This is a genomic window from Paraburkholderia sp. LEh10 (assembly GCF_017814945.1).
Classification (GTDB): domain Bacteria; phylum Pseudomonadota; class Gammaproteobacteria; order Burkholderiales; family Burkholderiaceae; genus Paraburkholderia.
The window spans coordinates 1-23,200 of sequence record NZ_JAGIPX010000063.1 but is presented as its reverse complement, the minus strand read 5'-3'; the positions used below and the strand labels follow the sequence as shown (position 1 = coordinate 23,200).

Sequence of the window (23,200 nt, the reverse complement as noted above, 5' to 3'; positions counted from 1 at the left end):
GCGCGCGGCGTCGCACTGAAAGCCCTCGCTCAAGCGCTTTGCGCCGGTTGCTTCGTCGTGTGTATCGTCTCGCCCAGCGCCGCGATGTCGCTCGTGCCGGGCGCGACGTCTTCGAGAGCATGGCGGCTCGTTTCGACGCGCAGAATCAGAATAGCCACGCACAACAGCGCGAACACGACGCTGACCATCGCAATCACGCCCGATACGCCGACATGCTGATAGAGCACCAGCGCGAGATAAGGTGTCGCGATGGAGGCGGCGCGTCCGCAGGTTCCCGCGACTCCCGTTCCGCGCAAGCGGACTTCCGTCGGGAAAAGCTCCGGAATGTAGCCGAAAAGGCCGAGTGTCGTGATTGTGTAGATCGAGGTGACGAGGCAGAAGCCGACGATCACGATATGCACAGGATCACGCAGCGTCACATAGATCCAGCCGAGCACGATGCTGATGAGCGCCGCGTACACGATGCCTTTCGCGCGCCCGACGCGGTCCGCGATCAGATACCCGACCAGCCCGCCGACGGGCGAGCCGATCGACATCAAGAGAACGAAGCCGAGCGACTTGACGATCGACAGCCCTTCGCTGACGAAGAACGTCGGCAGCCACGCGATGAACCCATACAGGCCGATGTTGACACCGATGGCCGTCAACGCCGCGACGCACGTGCGGCCGCGCATGCCGGGCGCGAAAAGCGTGCGCAGCGGCACGTTGCCGACGTTCAGATCGACGACGCGCTGCACGGCGGGCAACGAGCCCACACGCGCTTGCACTTCGCGCTCGATGGCCGAAAGCGTCGCTTCCGCTTCTTCCAGTTTGCCCGTCGATTCGAGCCAGCGCGGCGATTCCGGCATCCGGTGACGCAGGAACCAGACGACCAGCGCACCGACGCCCGCGATCGCGAACATATAGCGCCAGCCGAGGTTCGGGATGATCCAGTAGCCCGCCGCGAGCGCCGCGAATAAACCGCTGTTGATGATGATGGCGAGCAGCGATACCCACTTGCCTCGCGTCGCGGGCGGCACGAATTCGGCGAGCGTGCCCGCGGCCACCACGAGTTCGGCGCCGAGCCCGACGCCCATGATGAAGCGCAGCACGATGAGCCATTCGATGTTCGGTGCAAAGCATGCGGCAATCGAAGCAAGACCGAAGATGCCGAGATTGAGCTGGTACGAGTAGCGCCGCCCAAGCCGGTCGCCGATGTAGGTTGTGTTTGTAGTTATGAATTGATGCCTCTAGATCATGGTCGACGCTCGCATCGCGTCGATGGCGGACGCGTCGAAGCCGAGCTCGCGCAAGATCGCGCCGGTGTTTTCGCCCAACGCGGGAACTGCGTCCATGCGGGGCTCGTCGGCGGCTGTCTGGCCGGGCGGGTACAGCGCCGGAACCTCTCCCGCCGACGTGCGCACCGAGGTCCATCGATGGCGTGCCGCGAGCTGTTCATGGCGCCACACGTCATGCATATCGTTCATTCGTGCGTTTGCAATGCTCGCCCGTTCGAGCCGCTCGATCACCTGAGCCGCCGTCAGCGTGGAAAACGTATCGACGATGATGCGCGTGAGTGCGTCGCGGCTCGCGACCCGCCGGCTGTTCGAACTGAACCGGTCGTCGGCGGCGAGCGCGGGCTGGCATAAAACGGTTTCGCAGAAGCTCTTCCATTCGCGCTCGTTCTGCAGGCCCAGCATGACTGTCTTGCCGTCGCCCGCGATGAACGGTCCATACGGGAAGATGGTCGCGTGCGACGCGCCCGCCTGCGAAGGCGCGGTCTGTCCGTCGATCGAGTAGTAGAGCGGATAGCTCATCCACTCGGCCATGCTTTCGAGCATCGATACGTCGATGTGCTTGCCGCGTCCCGTCTTGCCGCGTTCGATCAGCGCCGCGAGGATGTTGGTGTAGCCGTACATGCCCGCCGCGATGTCGGCGATCGAACAGCCGGCCTTTGCGGGTTGGCCTTCCGAGCCGGTGATGCTGAGAAAGCCGGATTCGCTCTGGATCAACAGGTCATAGGCCTTCTTGTCGCGAAACGGGCCGTCGAGACCATAGCCGGAAATGTCGCAAACGATCAGCCGTGGATACTTCCCGCTGAGCGATCCGTAATCGAGGCCGAGCCGCTGCGTCGCGCCGGGGGCGAGGTTTTGCACGAACACGTCGGCGTCGGCGAGCAGCTTGTGCACGATGTCGAGTGCTTGCGGCTGCTTGACGTCGAGCGTGATGCTTTCCTTCGAGCGGTTGGTCCATACGAAGTGTGACGCAAGGCCCGACACGCGCTCGTCGTAATTGCGCGCGAAGTCGCCCGTGCCAGGACGCTCCACCTTGATCACGCGTGCGCCGAGATCGGCGAGCTGGCGGGTGCAGAACGGCGCGGCGATCGCGTGCTCGAACGTGACGACCTTGATGCCTTGAAGCGGACGCATGATCGGCGGCCCGTCAGAAGGAGCGGGGCAGGCCGAGGATGTGCTCGGCGACATACGAAAGGATCAGGTTGGTCGAGATGGGCGCCACCTGGTAAAGGCGCGTCTCGCGGAACTTGCGCTCGACGTCGTATTCCGCTGCGAATCCGAAGCCGCCGTGAAACTGAAGGCATGCATTGGCCGCTTCCCACGATGCATCCGCTGCGAGCAGCTTGGCCATGTTCGCCTGCGCGCCGCAGTGCCTGTTCGCGTCGAACAACGCGCATGCCTTGTAGCGCATCAGGTTCGCCGCTTCGAGATTGACGAAGGCGCGCGCGATCGGAAACTGCACGCCCTGGTTCTGGCCGATCGGGCGGCCGAACACGACGCGGTCCTTTACGTATTGCGAGACCTTGTCGATGAACCAGTAGCCATCGCCGATACATTCCGCCGCAATCAGCGTGCGCTCGGCATTCAGGCCGTCGAGAATGTACGTGAAGCCCATGCCTTCTTCGCCAATCAGGTTTTCGGCGGGGATTTCGAGGTTGTCGAAGAAGAGTTCGTTGGTCTCGTGGTTCACCATGTTCGGAATCGGGCGAACCGTCATGCCGTGGCCGATCGCTTCGCGCAGATCGACCATGAAGATGGACATCCCTTCGCTCTTCTTCTTCACGTCGCATAGGGGCGTCGTGCGGGCGAGCAGGATCATCAGGTCCGAGTGCTGGACACGGGAAATCCAGACCTTTTGACCGTTGATCACATACCGGTCGCCCTTGCGCTCGGCCGTCGTCTTGATCTTTGTCGTATCGGTGCCCGTGGTCGGTTCCGTCACGCCCATCGACTGCAATCGCAATTCGCCCGACGCGATACTCGGCAGGTAGCGCTTCTTCTGCTGCGCAGAACCATGACGCAGCAGCGTGCCCATGTTGTACATCTGCCCGTGGCACGCGCCCGAGTTGCCGCCGCAGCGATTGATCTCCTCCATGATGACGGACGCTTCCGTCAGGCCGAGCCCCGAGCCGCCGTACTCCTGTGGAATGAGCGCCGCGAGCCAGCCCGCCTGCGTCAATGCGTTGACGAACGCCTCTGGGTAGCCGCGCTCCTCGTCGATCTTGCGGAAGTACTCGCCCGAAAACTGTTCGCACAGATCGCGCACGGCTTCGCGGATGTCCTGATGTGAATCGCTCGTAGTGTTGAACATGGGGAAAATTCCGTCGGTAGGTCAGGCGAGAGTTGCGCGTGCGGACATGGTCAGCCATCCTTCGTGGTCGTGTGACCAGAGCTCGACCGTCTTGCCATCGGGCGATGGCTTGCCGCACAGATGGAGCGCATTGCCCATGAAGCACGGACGTATCGCCTTGAACGAAAACGCCAGCACCGTCGCGTCGGGCCGGTGCCGGCGCACGAGATCCATCAGTAGCGTGGCGATCAACGGCCCGTGCACGACGAGGTTCGGATAGCCTTCCGTCTGCGTGACGTACTGCTTGTCGTAATGGATGCGGTGCGCATTGAAGGTCAGCGCCGAGTAGCGGAACATCAGCACCTCGTCCGGGACGATTTGCCTTTGCCACTGCGCGCCTTCGGGCGCGGCGGTGGGCGCGGGCGCCCGTGCGCCGGGAACGGCGGGCTCGCGGTACACGATGTCGTGTTCTTCGTCGATGGCGAGCGTGCCCGCGCAGCGGATCTGGTGGCTGACGGTCACGAAGCCGAGCTTGCCGCTTCGGCCTTGTTTTTCGCTGACGTTCATGACTTTCGATTCGCGGCTGATCGCGCTGCCGACAATGAGCGGCGACAGAAAGCGCAGGCGCCCGCCCGCCCACATGCGTCGCGGCAGTCCGAGGTCGGGCAGAAAGCCGCCTTTGCGCGGATGCCCGTCCTCGGCGATCAGATGGTGAGGAACCGTCGGGCGGAAGAAAATCCAGTGCCACAGGTGAGGAAGCGCGTCGCCGGCGCGAGGCGCGCTCTCGTAGTCGAGCGTTGCGCTCAGGGCGGCGGCAGACGTTTCGGCGAGGATGTCGTCGGCGTGCTCGGTGCGCACGCCGGCTTCACTGATCGGTTGGCTCATGCTTGTCTCCGTCGCCGGCTGGGCCAGCGCATTCGTTTCCGGTACGAAGACTCTAGGTGAACGCCGTGCCGCGCGGAAATACCAGTTTCATGTGGCCGTCATAAGGCGAACCTATCGCGCGGGCTGCGGATCTGCGGCATTGGCATTGGCATTGGCATTGGCATTGGCATTGGCATCGGCATCGGCATCGGCATCGGCATCGGCATCGGCATCGGCATCGGCATCGCTCGTCGCGAGTTCGAAACCTTCGTCGAGCCAGCCCGTCACGCCGCCGATCATCACCTTCACGGGGCGGCCAAGCTGCGCGAGCCGAATCGCGCCGCGCGTCGCGCCATTGCAATGCGGGCCCGCGCAATAGGTGATGAAGAGCGTGCCGGGCGGGTATCCAGCGAGCTTCGACGCGACGATCTTGCCGTGCGGCAGGTTGACGGCGCCTGGCACGTGGCCGCGCGCGAACAGCGCCGGGCTGCGCACGTCGAGCAGCACGAAGTCGGCGTTGCCTGAAGCGAGACTGTCCGAGACGTCCCAGCAATCGGTCTCGAAGCGCAGCGATGACTGGAAGTGAGCGAGCGCGCTCGCGCTGTCGGCGGCGGGCACGGCGCTGACGGATGAAGGGGCGATCGAGGCCATGTGGATACTCGTTCGAAGAGTGGGTGTGCGTCGATTATCGGCAGCGGACGCCGACATGGTAAGTGGCGCGATCGTCAATCTCCGGTAACATCGCGCCATGCGTGATCATCTCGTTGCGGCGCTCGTCTACGACCGCCTGTGCACCTTCGAATTCGGCTGCGTGACGGAGCTGTTCGCACTCGATCGACCGGAACTCGGCGTCGAGTGGTATCGCTTCGCCGTGTGCTCCGTCGAACCGGGACCGATCCGGGCGGCAGGCGGCATCAAGATGGCCGCGCCATACACGCTGAAGATGCTCGACCGGGCGGCGACCATCGTCGTGCCCGGCTGGCGCGATCCCGACGAGCGGCCGCCCGAGCCGCTGCTGAAAAAGATTCGCGCGGCTGTGGCGCGCGGTGCGCGCGTCTGCTCGATCTGTTCGGGCGTCTTCGTGCTTGCTGCGGCGGGCGTGCTCGACGGCAAGACGGTCACGACGCACTGGCGCTACGCCGACAAGCTTCAGCAGCGCTATCCTCAACTGTGCGTGAAGCCCGACGCGCTCTATGTCGACGAAGGGCAGGTGATCACGTCGGCGGGATCGGCGGCGGGGCTCGACATGCTGCTGCATCTCGTGCGGCGCGACTACGGCAGCGCGATTGCGAACCGCGTCGCACAGCGGCTCGTCGTGCCGCCGCATCGCGAAGGCGGGCAGGCGCAGTTCGTGCCGCGGCCGATGCCGCACGACGACAGCGGCCGCCTCGCGCGCCTGATGGACTACGTGCGGGCCAACCCCGCGCATGCGCATACGCTGAAGTCGCTTGCTGGACAGGCGGCGATGAGTCCGCGCACGCTGCAGCGGCAGTTTCGCGACGCGACGGGCATGGCGCCATACGAATGGCTGATTCGCGAGCGCGTCGCGATTGCGCGCGATCTGCTGGAGTCGCCCGCCCATCTGCCGATGTCGCGCGTCGCGGAACTGGCGGGCTTCGGCTCGGAGGAGTCGCTGCGGCGGCATTTCAGGCGCATTGCATCGACGAGTCCGGGCGCATACCGGAAGAAGTTCGGCGCAGCGGGTGTAGAGTAGGCACGGCGGTAGGCACGGCGGTATCCACCGCGGTATCCACCGCGTCAGGCACGCTGCGCCGTGTGCTTGCATGCCGAAAGGAACGACATGTCCAGTCTTGAACGCGCCGCCGATGCCCGCAACGCCGAAGTCACACGCCTGCTCGCTCATGCCACGCACCGCGACGCGGCTGATACCGTGATGTTCGCGCGGTTGATCGGCGCGAAATGCGCGAGCGGCGAACTGCTGCATCTCGGCTTGACGCGCGATGCGCTCGACGCGTTGCGCTCGCGTCATTTCCCGAGCGCGGCCACGCCGCATGCGGCGCCCGAACACATTGCCGCAGCGGCGCACCAACCGTTCGTTCAGGCGCTGCGCGCTTTCCTGCTGCGCGACGAAACCTCGCTCGCCGCGCAGGACGCCGACGCGCAGTGCCTCGCGACGATCATCGCGACGGCCTGTCTGCGGCCCGATCATCTGTGGCGCGATCTCGGCCTCGATGGCCGCGACGACGTCACCGCGATCCTCACGCGCCACTATCCGCAACTCGTCGCGCGCAATGTCGACGGCACGCGCTGGAAGAAATTCCTCGCGCGCGAGCTGGCGTTCGCCGAGGGCCGCGCGCCCGCACCCGCGCCGGGCTGCCCCGGCTGCGAAGACTACGCATTCTGCTATCCGCCGGGCTGAATGCCGCACGCGGCGCTCGCTCCGCGCAAACCCCACCGTAGAAACCCGAAGTTGAGCCCGACTCATACCCGGCATCAAGAAACATCGCTTCATCGCCGGAAAAAACGCGCCGCACAATCGCGATGCCATGTCACGCCCTGCGATGGCCCGGCGGTTAGCGCGATCCGCGCGACCGATCACTACAAGATTCGAGACCTTCGGACTGGAGACATTCGATGAAGCGATCCATCAAGCTGCGCGCGGCCATGCTTGCCGCCGCAACGGCCGCCACAACCCTGCTCGGCGCGGGCAGCGCGCATGCTGCCGACAGCGGCGCCGCGCAATCGGGAAGCTGGTGCAGCACCGGCAAGACCGTGCACTTCGCGGGCATCACATGGGAGAGCGGCGCGTTCGCGACAGAAGTGCTGCGGCAGATTCTGGAAAAGGGCTACGGCTGCAAGACGGACGTCGTGCCGGGCAGCACGGCCGCGACGGAAACGGCGCTCGCGCACAACGACGTGCAGATCTGGGCCGAGCAGTGGACGGGCCGCAGCGAGATCACCGCGAAGGCCGTCGAAACGGGCAGCGTGAAGCTGGTCGGCGATACGCTGCCGGGCGGCACGAAGGAAGGCTGGTTCGTGCCGGACTACGTGGTGAAGGGCGATCCCGCGCGCGGCATCAAGGCTTCGGCGCCTGGGCTCGCGTCGGTGGCGGATCTGCCGAAGTACAAGAACGTGTTCACCGACGACGAAGAACCGAACAAGGGCCGTTTCCTGAACTGCCCGAGCGGCTGGGACTGCGAGCGCGTGAATACGCGCCTGCTCAAGGTGCTGAAGCTCGACCAGTCGTATACGAACTTCCGTCCGGGCACGGGGGCGGCGCTCGATGCCGCGATCGCGTCGGCATATGCGCGCGGCGCGCCGATTCTGTTCTACTACTGGGGCCCCGCCGCGTTGATGGCGAAGTACAAGCTGACCGAGCTGAAAATGCCCGCGTTCAACGATGGCTGCTGGCAGACGCTGCGCAACGAAAGCAGCACGCAGCAGTGCGCGTCGTCATACATGGTGTCGCATGTGACGGTGGGCACATCGACGCCGTTCTACAACGCCGAGCCGCAACTGATGACGATGTTCGCGAAGGTCAAGTTCCCGATGGACTTCCTGAACGCGACCATCCTCGACATGAGCGTGAAGAAGCTCGACGCACAGACGATGGCGGCGCAGTTCCTGCGCACGCATCCTGAGATGTGGAAGACGTGGGTGCCCGCCGATGTCGCGGCGAAAGTGCAGGCGGGCCTGACGAGCTGATCCCGCCGCGCCCGGCAGGGCGTGAAAGGCGGCGCGGCATCGCGATCGTATGCGATGCCGCGCTGTCGCGCTTCAGAGGCTGCAAGCCGGGTTATAAGCCGGGCTATAAGCCGGGCTGTAACCCGGCACCAGGCGTTATCCCCAATTCAAGTAGCTGCGATCCGCTGTCGTAAACAAGGCGTCCTGCGTTCACCTTTAGCGGAGCAACTGTGACGAGTCAGCGAGGCAACCCCGAAAGGCGCCGGCTGTGGCGCGGCCGCTTCTATCAATCCGAGGCCGGAGCGGCATCGCACGACGTCCCGCCGGCCCGCCGCACGGCCGTTGCCGGTCTGACGCTCGTGCTGCTGAGCGTGCCTTTGCTCGCGTTCTGGGGCGCGTATGAGAGCCTGAGCGCGGGCTCGGCGGCCCGTTCAGGAAACGAGGCCGACATGATTTTCGAAGAGGCGCGCTATAGCGTCGCCTGGGAGGAGTCCGCCGAGCGCAAGTACTTCCTCGATCCGCGTCCCGAGGTTCGCCGCCAGCACGTCGAGGCGGGCGAGGCGCTCGACGCTGCGCTCACGAAGGCCATCACGCTCGAGCCGCAAAGCGCGCAGATGTTGCGCGGCCTGCTCGACAAGCACGCGAAGTATCGGGCGTTCGCGCGCGACATGTTCGAGGCCGTCGACCAGCACGACATTGCGCTCGCCAACGAGATCGACGAGAAGCTCGCCGATCCGCTGTTCGACGACATCGGCGACAAAGTGATCGCCGCCGCCGCGCAGCACCGCCTCGACGCGACCATCCAGCTCGACCGGCTCGTGAAGGTGCAGCGGATCGTGCTGATCTCGACGCCCGTCGTGCTGCTGATCGGCGTGGCGCTCGCGCTGCTGTTCCTGCAGATGCTGCGGCGCATCCGCCGCAGCGCCGATGCAGCCGCCCAGGAAGTGCTGAAGAAGAGCGAGCAGCGCCTGCGGGCGCTGGTTGCGAACACAACGGATGCGATCCTCGTGTGCAATACGGACGGCGTCGTCACATACGAAGCGCCCACGCGCCGGCCCGATCCGCGCAAGAACATGGGACGCCTCGCGGGGACCAACGTCGCCGATCCCATTCATCCCGCCGATCGTCCGAGCCTGCAAGGCGTGCTGCGTGCCGTTTCGTCCGCGCCGCGTTCGACCAAATCGATCGAGATCCGTACGCAGGGCGAAGGGGACGCATGGCGCCACGTCGAAATGACGCTCACGAATCTGCTGGACGAACCCGCAGTGGGCGCGATCGTCGCGACGGCGAGCGACATCACCGAGCGCAAGCACTTCGAGGCGCAACTGACGAGGCGCGCGTTCTATGACTCGCTCACGGGGCTGCCGAACCGCGCGTTGCTGCTCGACCGGATCGGCCAGGCCGCCGTGCGGGCGCGCCGGCGCAACGCGATGGTGGGCCTGATCTTCGTCGATCTCGATCACTTCAAGCGCGTCAACGACAGCCTCGGCCATCATGCCGGCGACCGGCTGCTGATCGCCGCGTCCGAGCGGCTTCAGCAATGCCTGCGTCCCACCGACACCGTCGCGCGGCTCGGCGGCGACGAATTCGTGATGCTGCTCGAACACCTCGGCTCGGAGGCGGTGAACGAGGGTATCGCCGTCGCGGAGCGGATTCTCGAGCAGCTCAATCAGCCGTTCGATCTCGACGGCAAGCAGTACAGGGTCGGCGCGAGTCTCGGACTCGCTTTCGAGCACGCGAACGATCTGCAAGGCGAAACGGATGTGCTGCTGCGCGACGCCGACGTCGCGATGTACCGCGCGAAGAACAGCGGCAGGAGCCGCTATGTGATCTTCGAGGAGAACATGCATGCCGAAGCGGTGCGGCGGCTCGAAATCGAAACCGACTTGCGCCATGCGATCGACAGGCATGAGTTGCGCGTGCATTTCCAGCCGATCATGCATCTGCAGGCGGGGGGCTTTCATCAGATGGAGGCGCTGGTGCGCTGGCAGCATCCCGTGCGCGGGCTGTTGCCGCCGGCCGAATTCATCGGTATCGCAGAGGAAAGCGGGCTGATCATTCCGTTGGGCCGCTACGTGCTCGAGCAGTCCTGTCAGCAGGTCGCGAAATGGCAAAAGGATTTTCCGGTTCACCCGCCGTTGCAGGTCAGCGTCAATCTTTCGCCGGGGCAGTTCGACGACCCCCATCTCATCGATGATGTGGCGTCGGCATTGCGCGCGGCATCGATCGGCCCCGCTTCGCTGAAGCTCGAAGTCACCGAGGGGTTGATCATGCGCAACACGGAAAAGAGCATCGAGACGCTGCGCCGGCTGAAGGAATTCGGCGTGACGATCGCCATTGACGACTTCGGCACCGGCTATTCATCGCTGAGCTATCTGCGCCGGTTGCCGCTCGATGTGCTCAAGATCGACCGTTCCTTCGTCCAGGGCATCGGCCAGAACACCGAGGACGACGCGATCGTGCGGGCCATCGTCACGCTCGCGCAGTCGCTCGGCTTGTCGGTCACGGCGGAAGGCATCGAAACGCCGGAGCAGGCGAGCCTGCTGCGCGAGTGGTCATGCGACAGCGGGCAGGGCTACCTGTTTTCGCGGCCCCTCGCGGCGGAGGATTTCGCGGCGCTGTTCAGCCGGCATCCCGCCAGCAGCGGGCATGGCATGGCGGCGCACCGCGCCGCGCCCGAACCGGCCTGAGCGCGCATCGATCGCTGCGGGAAGGCGCCGTCGCGCGCAGGCGCCTTCGTTGATGGGCAGGCGGCTCTTACCAGCGATGCCGCAAGCCGATGACGGCCGAGACCTGCGTCTTCGTCGTGGATGGCGACAACGTATAGATCTGCGCGAATTGTGCGTCGCCCGCGGCTTTCTGGTAAATGCCGACGAGGAACACGTCCGTGCGCTTGCTCAGAAAATAGATCGCGCCCGCGTTCACCTGATGCCATTTGGGGCTCGCATCCTGCGGTCGGTATTGCCCCGTGGTAAAGACATAGGCCGCGCCGAGCAGCAGGTCGGGGCGCACGTAGTCCGTCAGCGAGACTTCGACGTTTTGCAGCGTGAGCCTCGATTGATCGAGATAGTCGAAGCGCGCATTCGTGTAGAGCAGCGACACATTCGCATTGCCGAACGCGTACGCGCCGCCCGCACCGTACATCCGCTGCTTGCTCACGCCCGCATTGGTCGCCGGATTGGTGATGAAAGGCGAAGTGAAACCGTAGTCGCCGACCACCGCGCCGTTCGGATTGGCGGGATCGTTCGGCATCTTGACCTGAAGGTACGCAGCGCCGAACGAGAACGCTCCCCGGCGATACTGCACGGCGGCGCTCACCGCGTTGTTGTCCGAGAACGCGCCGGCCTTGTTCGAGAAGCCATAGAGCCCTTCGAACTGCAATCCGTGGTAGTCGATGCTCTTGTACTGCACCGCATTGTTGATGCGGAAGGTATCGAACACGTTGTCGCTGTCGCCGATGTGCGCGCCATACGCGGCGAACTGGCATGCGGACGAGAAGATGCACAGCGTCACCGCCTCGTCATACTGGCGGCCGAACGTGACCGTGCCCAGGCTGTTCGACGACAGACCCACGAAAGCCTGCCGTCCGAACAGCCGTCCGCCTTGTGACAGCGCGCCGGTGCCTATGCTATAGCCGCCTTCCAGTGTAAAGACCGTCTTCAGTCCTCCGCCGAGGTCCTCGACGCCTCTCATGCCCCAACGCGGCGTCTGCATCGGTCCGCTCGCGAATTGCCAGGTCGAATGTCCCTGCTTGTCGGCCCCCTTCTGGTTGTTCGCATACACGATGCCGCTGGAGATCAGGCCATAAAGCGTTACGCTGCTTTGCGCGAATGCCGACTGACAGGCGAGAGCGGTTGCCGCAATTACGATAGCGCGTCGAATCATGATTTCCTTGAGTGTGCTGGGCAAATTGTTGAAGTAGGAAGTGCAACCCAATTTAGTTAGGAAAGCAAAACAGATGGTTTGCGTAGCCGGACTTTGACGTGCCGATGGTGGGACCCGATACCCGACTGCGTGAGTGAGGCCATCTCCCGTGCCTCACCAGCGACCGATTCTTGCGGAACAAAAATCTCGTCGCCTAGCACCGAATTTGACTAGCAGTGAGCGAATTTTCAGAGCACCTCATCGGGCAATGCGTGCGTCATGTGCGCAGCCTCAGACGTCGCACCGCTTCGGTGCGCAGCAGGGGGTGAGCTAATTTCGGCATCACTCGTCTTCAAAATTGATGCTTGCGGGGACACTTTTGGCTGCTGAGAATGCACTTAACCGGCAGCACCGCGAGACGAAAAAAGACCGGCCCCTTCAATCCATGAATGCCCATCGGAGGAGTAAAAGATGTCAGTAATCGAGAACGCAGGGCGCAGACGTATGCTGCGGATGACGCTAGCGGCGGGCGGCATGGCGGCAACCGGCGCACTGCTTTCGGTGCGCGCGCTAGCAGGCGAAAAAACCACTGTCAATATGCAGCTGGGGTGGGTTCCGGGCGGCAACCAGGTTGGAGAAGTGGTCGCCAAGCGACTCGGCTTTTACGAACAGGAAGGGATCGATTTCCATATCCAGCCGGGCGGACCGAATATCGACGGGGTGGCGATCGTCGCCTCGGGGCGCTTCGAGACGGGTGAGATCTCATCGAGCCCTTCCATCATGCTGGCCGTCTCCGAAGGCCTGCCCATCAAATGCATAGCAGCCGGGCTGCAGCAGCATCCGTACACCTTCTTCTCGCTGAAGAAGAACCCGATCCGCACGCCACACGACATGATCGGCAAGCGCATCGGCATTCAGGCGACGGGGATGGTGCTGCTCAAGGCATTGCTGGCGAAGAACAAGATTGCCGAGAGCCAGGTCAACATCGTCCCCATCGGCGCCGACATGATGCCGCTTCTGAGCGGGCAGGTCGATGCCGTAACGGGCTGGCAAACCAACACCACTGCGCTCAAGCCGCTCGGTGCGGACCGCGTCGATCTGCGCCTGTGGGACACGGGCGTGCGTCTCTATGCGTTGCCTTACTACGCGACCACGGCGACGCTGCACGAACATCCCGACACCGTCACGCGCTTCATGCGCGCGACTGCGCGAGGCTGGATCTACGCGAATGCGCACCGCGATCAGGCCATCGATCTGCTGATCAAGGAATACCCGAATCTGAACCGCGCGGACGAGCGCATCGCGATCGATTCGCTGATGAGCTACGCGTTCAACCAGACCACGCAGACGCAGGGCTGGGGCGCGATGGACCCGAAGGTCTGGGAAGAACAGATCTCGACCTATGGACAGCTCGGCCAGTTCAGGGCGCATCAACCCAAGGTGGAGGACGTCATGACGATGGACGTGCTCAACGCCACCCGTTCCTCTCGACTCCTGGTGTAACCCATGCATGCTGCCACGTCCACTCCGCCGCGCGCGGAGCGGGTCAACTCGCCCATTGGGGTGCCGCATGACGGCGCCATGTCGATCAGCTGCCGCAACATCAACGTCCGCTTCTTCACCGACCGGCGTAGCGTCACCGCGATCGAAGGTCTGAGCCTGGATGTCGCCGCGGGTGAATTTCTCACTCTGCTGGGACCGTCCGGCTGTGGAAAGTCGACGTTCCTGCGGGTCGTCGCCGATCTCGTCAAGCCGAGCCGCGGCGAGATCAGCGTGCTCGGTTCCGCGCCCCATGTTGCACGTGAGCGGCGCGATATCGGCTTCGTGTTTCAGGATGCGGCGCTGTTGCCCTGGCGCACCGCGCTTCAGAACGTCGAACTGCCGCTGGAGGTTGCCAACGGGAAGAATCGCGCCGGCCGCGCGACACCGCGCGAACTGCTCGAACTGGTCGGCCTCAAGGGGCGTGAAGACGCGTTCCCGCATGAGATGTCGGGCGGCATGCGCCAGCGGGTCGCGATTGCCCGCGCGCTGGTCAGCGATCCAAAAGTGCTGTTGATGGACGAGCCATTCGGCGCGCTCGACGAAATCACGCGTGACCGGCTCAACGAGGAATTGCGCCGCGTCTGGAAAGAGATGGGGCTCACGACGCTGTTCGTCACGCACAGCATCTACGAAGCGGCGTTTCTCGGGCAGCGCGTGCTGATGCTGGCGGCCAACCCTGGCCGGGTGAAGGAGATCGTGCCCGTCAGCCTGCCCGAAGATCGCACCCTCGATATCCGCGAAACGCGGGAATTCGTCGAACTCGCCGCCTATCTGCGACGTGTATTGGAGACCTGCTGATGGCTACGTCTGAAATTCAACTGAATATGTCCTCCCCGGCCGCCGACGACGAAGCACAGGCCTGGGCCGCACGCCGCCGCCAGCAGATGTGGCGCGCGCGCATGTTGCCGGCATTGGGCGTCGCGGGTCTTCTCTTCACCTGGTGGGCAGTCGTTGCCGGCTTTCACGTCAAGCCGTTCATCGCGCCTTCGCCGCTGCTCGTGCTGCAGACCTTCGTTAGCAAGAGCGACGTGCTGCTGCAAAACCTGCTGCCGACGGCGATCGAGGCGTCGCTCGGCTTTGTGCTGGGGAACCTCGCGGCGATTTTGCTGGCGACCGTGTTTGTCCATAACAAGACGCTGCAGGACATCTTCTATCCCGTCGCCGTGCTGATCAATTCGATTCCTGTCGTCGCGAAGGCGCCGATTCTCGTGCTCATCATGGGCAACGGGCTCGAACCCAAGATCACCATTGCCGCGATCGTCTGCTTCTTTCCGACGCTGGTGAACATGGTGCGCGGACTGAACGCCGTCAATCCGCAAGCGATGGAGCTGATGCAGATTCTGTCGGCAAGCAAACGCGAGATCTTCTTCAAGCTGCGCGTCTTCTCATCGCTGCCGTATCTGTTCTCCGCACTGCGCATCGCCGCATCGATGTCGGTGATCGGCGCCGTCGTGGGCGAATGGATCGGGGCGACGCAAGGCATCGGCGCAATGATCATCCAGGCGACTTACAACTTCGATTCCGCGCTGCTGTACACCGCCATCATCATGAGCGCGATCCTGGCCGGCGCGTTCTTTATGGTCATCGCAGCACTCGAGCGCTGTCTCGTCAAATGGCAGCCCGAGAACGCACATTGAGCCTGAGCGACACAGCCAATTCTGAAAGGAGACGAAATGAACATGATCAGCGAATGGATTCAGGAACCCGCGCGCGATGTGCGCGTGGTCGCAAAGGCTAACGTCGTCGTGGTCGGCGGCGGCCCTGCCGGATTGTCGGCGGCGATCGGCGCGGCGCGAAACGGCGCGGAAGTGATTCTGCTTGAGCGCTACAACCATCTCGGCGGGCTTGCATCGGGCGGCATGGTGCTCGTTCTCGACGACATGTGGGACAACCACCTGAAGGAAATCTCCGTGCGCGGCACCTGCATGACGTTCATCGAACGCATGGCGGCGCGCAAGATGGCGATGTTTCCGCGCTCGCACGAATGGGGCGAAGATCCCGCGGCGTATCGGCAGTGGGGCCGGTGGGGCACCTTCGACTTTCACAGCCAGAAGACGCCTCATCCCGTGTGCTTCGCGGCTGCGTTCGACCCCGATGCGATGAAGCGCGTCGCGCTCGAAATGGTCGAAGAACTCCGCATCAAGCTGCGCCTGCATTCGTGGTTCTCCCAAACCCTCGTCGAAGACGGCCAGGTGAAGGGCGTGATCTGCGAGACGAAGGGCGGACGCGAAGCGATTCTCGCCGACGTCGTGATCGACGCGACGGGCGACCTGGACGTGGCTGCGTCGGCGGGCGTGCCGCATGTCGGCGGCACGTACATCACGACCACGGTGTTCCGTCTGGCGGGCGTCGATACCGACGCGGCCGAGCGTTTCGAGGCGCAAGAGCCCGAGGCGTTCGCGCAGATCGACCGCCAGATCAAGCGCATTCTCGGCGGCTCGTGGGGCTACTGGTGGCTGAAGACGCCGCTGCCCGGCGTCGTGTGGTGCAACTGTCCGCACATGGCGGGCCTCGACGGCCTGAAGCCGGAAGACCTGACGCGCGCCGAAGTGCAGGGCCGCAAGCACATTCATGCCGTCGTCGACTTCGTGCGCGAAAAGCTGCCGGGGTTCGAGAACTGCCACGTGATCGATGTCGCGCCGCAAACGGGCGTGCGTCAGACGCGTCTGCTCGAAGGCGAATATGTGATGACCAAGGACGACCTCGCGCAACGCACCCGCTTCGAAGACAGCATCGCGCGGGGACGTGACTACTACATGCCGTATCGCGTGCTGCTGCCCAAGCAGATCGACAATCTGCTCGTCGCGGGACGTCACTATTCGGCGACGTCGCAGGCGCAAAAGATGTCGCGCGAAATCCCACCGTGCATGGCGATGGGTGAAGCCGCCGGCGTTGCCGCGGCGCTCGCGCTCAATGCGGGTGTAAGCGTGCGCGACGTGGACGTGCGCAGCCTGCAGAAGACGCTGCGCGCGCAGGGCGCGGACCCGGGCGATCAGACGGGCCGCAACGCCGATGTGCCGCCGCTTGCCGTTCACGTCGATGCGAGGGCCGCAGCATGAAGAACGGCTACAACGCAGTGGACAAGCAAACGCTGCCGCTCGAAGGCGTGCGCGTGATCGATCTGACGCAAGTGATGATGGGCCCCGTTTGCACGCAGATGCTCGCCGACTACGGCGCGGACGTCATCAAGGTCGAGCGGATCGGCGCGGGTGACTTGAGCCGCTCGACGTTCGAGCCCGTCGCGGGCGCCGACAACCCGATCTTCTGCAGCCTCAACCGCAACAAGCGCAGCCTCGAACTCGATCTGCGCGACGCGGGGCAGATGGACGCACTGAAAAAGCTGATCGCCGATGCCGACGTGGTCGTCAGCAACTTTCGCGCGGGCGTGATGGATCGCATGGGGATCGGCTACGAAGCGTGCCGCAGCCTGAACCCCAGAATCATCTTCGCGGTGGGCACGGGCTTTGGCGAAACGGGTCCGTACGCGCACAAAGGCGGCCAGGACGTGCTCGCGCAGGCGATGAGCGGCGTGATGGCGCGCCGCGCGGACGAGTCGCTGCCGGTTTCCGTGTATCCGACGGCCCTCGCCGATTACTCGGCGGGCATGCATCTGGTGCAGGGCATCCTGCTTGCGTTGTTGCATCGCGAGCGCACGGGGGAGGGGCAGAAGGTCAACGTATCGCTGTACAACTCGATGCTCGCGATGCAGATGCAGGAAGCGGCGATGATCATGATGGCCGACTCCGAAGTGAACTGGGCAGCGATGCCGCTGTCGGGCGTGTTCGATACTCAGGACGGTGCGCTCGTGCTCGTCGGCGCATTCAAGCCGAATCCGCTGCGCGACATCTGCGCCGCGCTGCAGATCGACGACCTGTCGCTCGATCCGCGCTTTTGCAATCTGAACCAGCAGTTCGAGCATAAGAGCGAGTTGCAGCGGATCTTCCGCGAGCGCTTTGCGAGCAACACGCGTGACTTCTGGCTCGATCGCCTCGAACAGCAGGACCTGCTGTGCGCGCCCGTGCGCGAGCTGCGCGAAGCGCTCGTCGATCCGCAGACACTGCACAACCAGCTCATCATCGAAGGGGAAGGCGAAGGCCAGCCGGTGCGCTTCATCGGCAGCCCGATCGAGCTGTCGCGCGCACGCGTCGAGTTGCGGCGCGCACCGCCGAGGCTCGGACAGCATACCGACGAAATTCTCAAGCAGTTGCGCGGCACGGTTGCCCAGGAGGTCGTATGAGCGTGAGACTGGTGATCGATCAACATGTCGCCACCGTGACGCTGGCGCGCCCGGAAGCGCTCAATGCCGTGGACCTCGAGACCGAGAGCGAACTGCAGCGCGTCTGGAGCGAGCTGGAGCGCAACCGCGACATCCGCGTCGTCGTGCTGACGGGCGAGGGCGAGCGCGCGTTCTGTGTCGGGGCCGACCTGAAGAACCCGTCGATGAGCGGCCTCGAATACTGGGCTGCGCCGCGTCCGGGCGGCTTCGGCGGCATCGCGCTGCGCGAAACGCTGAACGTCCCCGTGATCGCGCGAGTGAACGGCTACGCGCTCGGCGGCGGCTTTGAAATGGTGCTCGGATGCGATCTTGTCGTCGCGTGCGAGGAGGCCAGCTTCGGTTTGCCCGAGGCGCTGGTGGGACGCATGCCGCTTGACGGCGGCATGACGCTGCTGCAGCGTCAGATCCCTTATCGGCAAGCGATGGCGATGCTGTTGACGGGCCGCCGCGTGTCCGCGCGCGAAGCGCTCGACATGGGCCTCGTCAACGAGGTGGTGCCGCGCGCGGAACTGGATCAGGCCGTCGAACGCTTGGTCGAAGCCTTGCTCGCCTGCGCGCCGCTGTCGCTGCAGGCGATCAAGCAGGTGGTCCGGCGGACCTCGACGCTGTCGGCGGCGGAGGCGCAGGCGCTGCGGCTGCCCGCGCTGGTCGCGGCGCTGCAATCGGAAGACGCGCACGAAGGCGTGCGCGCCTTCCAGGAGAAGCGCAAGCCGCGCTGGAGCGGACGCTGATGGCCTACGTGATCACCTCACCGTGCATCGACGTCAAGGACGGCGCCTGCGTGCAGTGCTGTCCTGTCGATTGCATCTATGAAGGCGAGCGCACGCTCTACATTCATCCCGATGAATGCATCAGTTGCGGCGTGTGCGTGTCCGTATGTCCGACAGAAGCGATCTTTCATGAAGACGAGGTTCCGCAGGCAGAGGCTCAATTCACCTGTGTGAACCGTGATTTCTTCGATGCCCCTGTGAGCGCTCTGGGTTCGCCTGGTGGCGCATGCGACGTCGGCAGGATACCCTGCGATCATCCCGTGGTTGCCGGGTGGCCGGCGCGCGCAGCGAACTGAGATGACACGATGCATGCGAATGTCCTGAAGTACTTTGTCGAAGTGGTGCGTTGCGGATCGATCCGCAAGGCCGCGCAGAACCTGTATGTCGCGTCGAGCGCGGTCAACCGGCAGATCCTCAAGCTCGAGTCGGAGATGGGCGCGGAACTGTTCGACCGGCTGCCCAACGGCATTCGCCTGAACGCTGCGGGAGAGCGTGTCCTTCAGCATATCCGTTCGACGCTGAACGATTTCCATCTGATGCGCAGCGAACTCGACGCGTTGAAGGGCGAGCGCAAAGGGCACGTGTCGGTGGCGGCGATGGACTCGCTGTTCGTCGATTTTCTGCCTGCCACGGTGGAGGAGTTCTCCGACTCTTACCCGGCCGTGACCTATTCGATTGCGGCCGTGCCGCCTCACGATGTCCCCGCGCGGCTCGTGAGCGGCGAGTATGACCTCGGCATCTCGTACATCACGAAGCTGCCCGCCGGTCTCGACGTCGTGACGGAGGTGTCGCTGCCGCCCGGCGTCGTGATGGCCTCGTCGCATCCGCTGGCCAAGAAAGAGCGCATCAGCTTCGACGAATGCCGCAATCATGCGTTTCTCAGGCTCGAAGGACGCTCGCCGATTCAGGGCGTCGTCGCGAACGACTTTCACGAGTATTGGGAATCGCTGAAGCCGAGCGTCACATGCAACTCGACGACGCTGCTCAAACGCCTGATCGCATCGGGGCGAGGCATTTCGTTTTTCTCCAAGCTGGCCTTCCTCGACGAACTGGCGCGCGGCGAGGTGGTGTGGCGGCCGTTCGACGATGCGAACGTGAATGCGTTGACCGTCGGCGTCATTGCGCCGAATCAACGCGCGCTGGCTCATGTGACGCTGCAGTTCGTCGACCGCATGGTCAGACGTCTGAAGCATGTCGAACTGTCGTTGCGCGAAGTCTGATTACCCGATTATCCGGAGCATCCATGCGAGATCTGAAGAACAAGGTGGTGTTGATTACAGGTGCAAGCTCTGGCATCGGCGCGGCGCTGGCCCGCGCGTTCGGTGCATGCGGATCGAAAGTTGCCGTGCACTATCGAAGCGGCGCGTCGGCGGCGCAGTCGGTCGTGTCGCAGATCAGGGAGGCGGGCGGCGACGCGATTGCGGTGCAGGCGGACGTCACCCAGTCCGCGCAGGTCGATGACATGGTGGCGAAAGTGCACGCGCACTATGGACGCATCGACGTGCTGGTGAACAACGCGGGCGGGTTCGTGCGACGCGCGCCCATCGTCGAAGCCGACGACGACTACATCGACGAAGTGTTCCGGCTCAACGCGCGCTCCGTGGTCGCGGTGAGCCGGCGCGTCATTGCGCTGATGGCCGCGGCGGGCGGCGGAAACATCATCAACGTGACGACCCAGGCCGCGCGCACAGGCGGCGGTCCGGGCGCCGGGCTCTACGCGGCATGCAAGGGCTTCGTGTCGACGATTACCCGTACGATGGCAAAAGAACTGGTCGGCGAAAAGATCCGCATCAATGCGGTGGCGCCGGGCGTGATCGAAACGCCGTTTCACGACGGACACTTCAGCCCGGAGATCCTCAAGCGTTTTTCAGCGGCCATTCCGATGGGGCGCCTGGGCACCGCTGAAGAATGCACGGGCGCGTTTCTGTTTCTCGCGAGTGACGAAGCGAGCAGCTATGTGACGGGGCAAATCATCGAAGTCAACGGCGGTCAAGTGATGCCTTGAGCAAGCGCTTGCCGTTTGCGACGGCGGCGACGCGAATTTCCGCGATGTCGCCGCCGTCATATAAAATGACGCGCTTTGCCCGTCCCCGCCATGTGGTTCAAGAATCTACAGCTTCACCGTCTTCCCGCTCCGTGGAATGTGAGCGTCGAGCAAATGGAAAAATGGCTCTCGCCGCATGCGTTCGAGCCCGCCAATAGCGTCGAGACGCAGCGCCAGGGTTGGGCGTCGCCGCGCAACGACGGCCCGCTCGTCTACTCGATCAACAAGCAGATGCTGCTCACGTTCCGCGCGGAAAAGAAATTGCTGCCCGCATCCGTGGTGACGCAGGTGACGAAGGCGCGCGCGCTGGAACTCGAAGAGCAGCAAGGGTTCAAGCCGGGCCGCAAGCAGATGCGCGATCTGAAGGAGCAGGTCACCGACGAACTGCTGCCGCGCGCATTCAGCATCCAGCGCGATACGCGTGTGTGGATCGACACCGTCAACGGCTGGCTCGTGATCGATGCCGCGTCGCAGGCGCTCGGCGACGATGTGCTCGGGCTGCTCGTCAAATCCGTCGATCGCTTGCCGATCTCGGGCGTGCGCGTCGCGCAGGCGCCCGTTGCCGCGATGACGAACTGGCTGCTCGCAGGCGAAGGCCCCGTCAATTTCACGCTCGACCAGGATACCGAGCTGCGCTCGCCCGCCGAAGGCAACGCGACGGTGCGCTATGTCGGGCACGCACTCGAAGCCGACGACATGCGTCGTCATATCGAAGCGGGCAAGCAGTGCATGCGTCTTGCGATGACATGGAATGACCGTGTGTCGTTCGTGCTGACGCCGTCGCTGACGATCAAGCGCGTGACGCCGCTCGACGTGATCAAGGAAGCGTCCGATCCGACCGCAGTGAACGACGACGAGCAGTTCGACTCCGACTTCACGTTGATGACGGGTGAGCTGGCGAAGATGCTGGAAGGGGTGATCGATGCGCTCGGCGGCGAGCTCGATGAAGGCATGGCCGCCGTGAAGGCGGCTTGAGCGCAAGCCCCGCCGACATAGCCAGCAAGGTGTTCGAACAGCGTCAGTCGAACATGTTCCTGAACGCAACGGCCACGATGACGGGCACGCACATCACGAGCGGGATGGCGAAGTAAGGCACTTCGAGATCGACGAACCAGCTATAGACGAGCCAGCCAATTCCCGCGCACAACGTAGCGATGCCGATGAGCGCGGTCAGCACGTTCAGCATCGTCGGCGATGGCCGCCAGCGCTTTCGTTCCTCTTTTGGCGAAGGCGTATTCATTGCAGCTCCGAAAGCAGATCGTCACGGGTTTTCATTCGTTCGATTCTACTCCGGCAGCGTGGGATCGGCTCCATGCGCGGCTCGATCCGCGGCTCAACACGCGGCTCGATCTCCGTCGCGCGGCGAGTGGGTCCGAAAGCGATCTGCAAGGGCTGCTACACGGTCGCGCGGCCGCCCATATAGGTAGAGCGGGTTACTCGAACGCCTTGTCGTTCGGATTCTTGTAGAGCGTGCGCAGGTTCTCGCTCATCGGGAAATCGAAGTTCATGTTCTTCGGCGGCACGGGCTTCATGAACCATTTGTCGTACATCGCGTCGATCTGGCCGCTCTTCATCACCTGCGCGAGCGTGTCGTCGACTACTTTGAGGAATGCCGGGTCGCCCTTGCGCAGCATGAAGCCGTACGCTTCCGACGACTGCGGCGTGCCGACGATCACCCAGTCCGACGGCTTCGCGGTGAGCGTACGCGTGCCCGCGAGCAGCACGTCGTCCATCATGTACGCGACGGCGCGGCCCGTCTCGAGCGTCATGCGGCCTTCGCCGTAGTCCTTCGCGCTGATGATCTGCATGTTCATCTTCTTGTCTTCATTCATCTTGCGCAGAATGCGTTCGGACGTCGTCCCCTGGTTCGTCACGACCGTCTTGCCGGCGAGGTCGGGAAAGTCCTTGATGCCCGAATCCTTGCGCGTGAGCAGCCGCGTGGTCGCAACAAAGAACGTATCGCCGAATGCAACCTGATTCTGCCGTGACGTCAGGTTCGTCGTGACACCGCATTCCAGATCGACGGTGCCGTTCTGCACCAGCGGAATGCGGTTCTGGGACGTGACGGGAACGTAGCGCACCTGCAGGTTCGGTTTGTGCGTCGCGACCTTCACCGCGTCGATGATCCTGTTGCACAGGTCCTGCGAGAAGCCGATCACCTGATTGTTCGAATCGACGTACGAGAACGGCACCGACGTTTCGCGATGGCCGATGGCGATCAGGTTGGCCGCTTCGATCTTGGCGAGCGTCGGCTGTGACTCCTGCGCGACGGCGCTGGCCATCGACGTGAAGCATGACGCCGCGACGCACAAGGCGAGTGCAAGCGAAGTCGGTCGGTTCATTACGTGTCCCCTTTGAGTGAGCCTGCGCGTTACGCGTGGTCCTGAGCGTGTACACAGATGTTGCCATGAAAAAATTAATTGCAACATATGTTTAACCCTTAAAGAGGACCTTCCGGGGGCGCGATGCGGTTTGTTTTGCCGCTGTCGCTGGCGGTTCGATTTGCCGCTATCGCTGGCATCCGCGATGCGGCTTGTGTTTTGCCGCTGTCGCTGGCATCCGCGATAGCGCCTCGCGGCGCGGGCGTCGCCCCTGTGCGGGGCGGCACTTACTTTCTTTGCCGCCGCAAAG

The 23,200-nt window shown here is 63.9% G+C and carries 21 protein-coding genes and 1 pseudogene; 14 read left to right on the top strand and 8 right to left on the bottom strand.

Features of this window, described 5'->3' with window-relative positions; genetic code table 11:
- Positions 1-29: 29 nt before the first annotated feature.
- From J8I87_RS34800 to J8I87_RS34780, 5 genes and pseudogenes are all read right to left on the bottom strand, one after another.
- A pseudogene (locus J8I87_RS34800) lies at positions 30-1,199 on the bottom strand (MFS transporter); the annotation flags it as partial.
- 30 nt (positions 1,200-1,229) lie between these two features.
- Entirely contained in the window at positions 1,230-2,408 is a 1,179-nt protein-coding gene (locus J8I87_RS34795) for a CaiB/BaiF CoA transferase family protein (protein WP_209936826.1), read from the bottom strand.
- Between the two features lie 13 nt (positions 2,409-2,421).
- Complete coding sequence (locus tag J8I87_RS34790) at positions 2,422-3,585, bottom strand: acyl-CoA dehydrogenase family protein (RefSeq protein ID WP_209936824.1); 1,164 nt, start codon at positions 3,583-3,585, stop codon at positions 2,422-2,424.
- A gap of 21 nt (positions 3,586-3,606) precedes the next feature.
- Positions 3,607-4,449, bottom strand: coding sequence for a MaoC family dehydratase N-terminal domain-containing protein (locus tag J8I87_RS34785; protein WP_209936823.1), 843 nt, complete (start codon positions 4,447-4,449; stop codon positions 3,607-3,609).
- Positions 4,450-4,560: 111 nt separating this feature from the next.
- Positions 4,561-5,079, bottom strand: a complete 519-nt coding sequence (locus tag J8I87_RS34780; protein WP_245254370.1) for a rhodanese-like domain-containing protein — start codon at positions 5,077-5,079, stop codon at positions 4,561-4,563.
- A 97-nt stretch (positions 5,080-5,176) separates the two neighbouring features.
- Between J8I87_RS34780 and ftrA the strand changes: the two genes are divergently transcribed.
- The 4 genes from ftrA to J8I87_RS34760 all read left to right on the top strand — a co-directional run bounded on the left by ftrA (position 5,177) and on the right by J8I87_RS34760 (position 10,763).
- Positions 5,177-6,142, top strand: coding sequence for a transcriptional regulator FtrA (gene ftrA / locus J8I87_RS34775; protein WP_209936821.1), 966 nt, complete (start codon positions 5,177-5,179; stop codon positions 6,140-6,142).
- A gap of 87 nt (positions 6,143-6,229) precedes the next feature.
- Entirely contained in the window at positions 6,230-6,808 is a 579-nt protein-coding gene (locus J8I87_RS34770) for a nitrogen fixation protein NifQ (protein ID WP_209936820.1), read from the top strand.
- Between the two features lie 215 nt (positions 6,809-7,023).
- The gene (locus tag J8I87_RS34765) at positions 7,024-8,094 is read left to right on the top strand and encodes an ABC transporter substrate-binding protein (protein WP_209936819.1); all 1,071 of its coding nucleotides are present in this window, start codon (positions 7,024-7,026) and stop codon (positions 8,092-8,094) included.
- Positions 8,095-8,303: 209 nt separating this feature from the next.
- Positions 8,304-10,763 (top strand): putative bifunctional diguanylate cyclase/phosphodiesterase, encoded by a 2,460-nt coding sequence (locus tag J8I87_RS34760; RefSeq protein ID WP_209936817.1) that lies wholly within the window; start codon positions 8,304-8,306, stop codon positions 10,761-10,763.
- A 67-nt stretch (positions 10,764-10,830) separates the two neighbouring features.
- Here the strand turns inward: J8I87_RS34760 and J8I87_RS34755 are convergent, their stop codons facing one another.
- Positions 10,831-11,958 carry a porin gene (locus tag J8I87_RS34755; protein WP_209936816.1) on the bottom strand — a complete coding sequence of 376 codons (1,128 nt, stop codon included), beginning with the start codon at positions 11,956-11,958 and terminating at the stop codon, positions 10,831-10,833.
- A gap of 450 nt (positions 11,959-12,408) precedes the next feature.
- On the opposite strand from J8I87_RS34755, the gene J8I87_RS34750 reads away from it, so the two are divergent.
- The 10 genes from J8I87_RS34750 (at position 12,409) to J8I87_RS34705 (ending at position 21,544) form a co-directional block, all read left to right on the top strand.
- A complete protein-coding gene (locus J8I87_RS34750; protein WP_209936815.1) occupies positions 12,409-13,440 on the top strand; it encodes an ABC transporter substrate-binding protein in 1,032 nt (343 codons plus the stop codon).
- 3 nt (positions 13,441-13,443) lie between these two features.
- Positions 13,444-14,277, top strand: a complete 834-nt coding sequence (locus tag J8I87_RS34745; RefSeq protein WP_209936814.1) for an ABC transporter ATP-binding protein — start codon at positions 13,444-13,446, stop codon at positions 14,275-14,277.
- A complete protein-coding gene (locus tag J8I87_RS34740; RefSeq protein ID WP_209936813.1) occupies positions 14,277-15,116 on the top strand; it encodes an ABC transporter permease in 840 nt (279 codons plus the stop codon). Before J8I87_RS34745 ends, J8I87_RS34740 begins: the two co-directional genes overlap by 1 nt.
- A 36-nt stretch (positions 15,117-15,152) precedes the next feature.
- Complete coding sequence (locus tag J8I87_RS34735) at positions 15,153-16,538, top strand: FAD-dependent oxidoreductase (protein WP_209936812.1); 1,386 nt, start codon at positions 15,153-15,155, stop codon at positions 16,536-16,538.
- Positions 16,535-17,716, top strand: coding sequence for a CaiB/BaiF CoA transferase family protein (locus tag J8I87_RS34730; RefSeq protein WP_209936811.1), 1,182 nt, complete (start codon positions 16,535-16,537; stop codon positions 17,714-17,716). Before J8I87_RS34735 ends, J8I87_RS34730 begins: the two co-directional genes overlap by 4 nt.
- Positions 17,713-18,486, top strand: a complete 774-nt coding sequence (locus tag J8I87_RS34725) for an enoyl-CoA hydratase-related protein (RefSeq protein ID WP_209936810.1) — start codon at positions 17,713-17,715, stop codon at positions 18,484-18,486. The genes J8I87_RS34730 and J8I87_RS34725 overlap by 4 nt, the downstream gene beginning before the upstream one ends.
- On the top strand, positions 18,486-18,821 hold the full coding sequence (gene fdxA, locus J8I87_RS34720; RefSeq protein WP_209936808.1) for a ferredoxin: 336 nt from the start codon (positions 18,486-18,488) through the stop codon (positions 18,819-18,821). Before J8I87_RS34725 ends, fdxA begins: the two co-directional genes overlap by 1 nt.
- A 9-nt stretch (positions 18,822-18,830) precedes the next feature.
- On the top strand, positions 18,831-19,745 hold the full coding sequence (locus J8I87_RS34715) for a LysR family transcriptional regulator (RefSeq protein ID WP_209936807.1): 915 nt from the start codon (positions 18,831-18,833) through the stop codon (positions 19,743-19,745).
- A 23-nt stretch (positions 19,746-19,768) separates the two neighbouring features.
- Positions 19,769-20,530, top strand: coding sequence for an SDR family NAD(P)-dependent oxidoreductase (locus J8I87_RS34710; protein WP_209936806.1), 762 nt, complete (start codon positions 19,769-19,771; stop codon positions 20,528-20,530).
- Between the two features lie 90 nt (positions 20,531-20,620).
- Entirely contained in the window at positions 20,621-21,544 is a 924-nt protein-coding gene (locus J8I87_RS34705) for a recombination-associated protein RdgC (RefSeq protein WP_209936805.1), read from the top strand.
- A 43-nt stretch (positions 21,545-21,587) separates the two neighbouring features.
- On the opposite strand, the gene J8I87_RS34700 is transcribed toward J8I87_RS34705, so the two are convergent.
- Both J8I87_RS34700 and J8I87_RS34695 read right to left on the bottom strand, forming a co-directional pair.
- Positions 21,588-21,809: a hypothetical protein gene (locus tag J8I87_RS34700; protein WP_209936804.1), complete on the bottom strand. Its 222-nt coding sequence runs from the start codon at positions 21,807-21,809 to the stop codon at positions 21,588-21,590.
- Between the two features lie 193 nt (positions 21,810-22,002).
- Positions 22,003-22,911: a glutamate/aspartate ABC transporter substrate-binding protein gene (locus J8I87_RS34695; RefSeq protein ID WP_209936803.1), complete on the bottom strand. Its 909-nt coding sequence runs from the start codon at positions 22,909-22,911 to the stop codon at positions 22,003-22,005.
- Between the last annotated feature and the right edge of the window lie 289 nt (positions 22,912-23,200).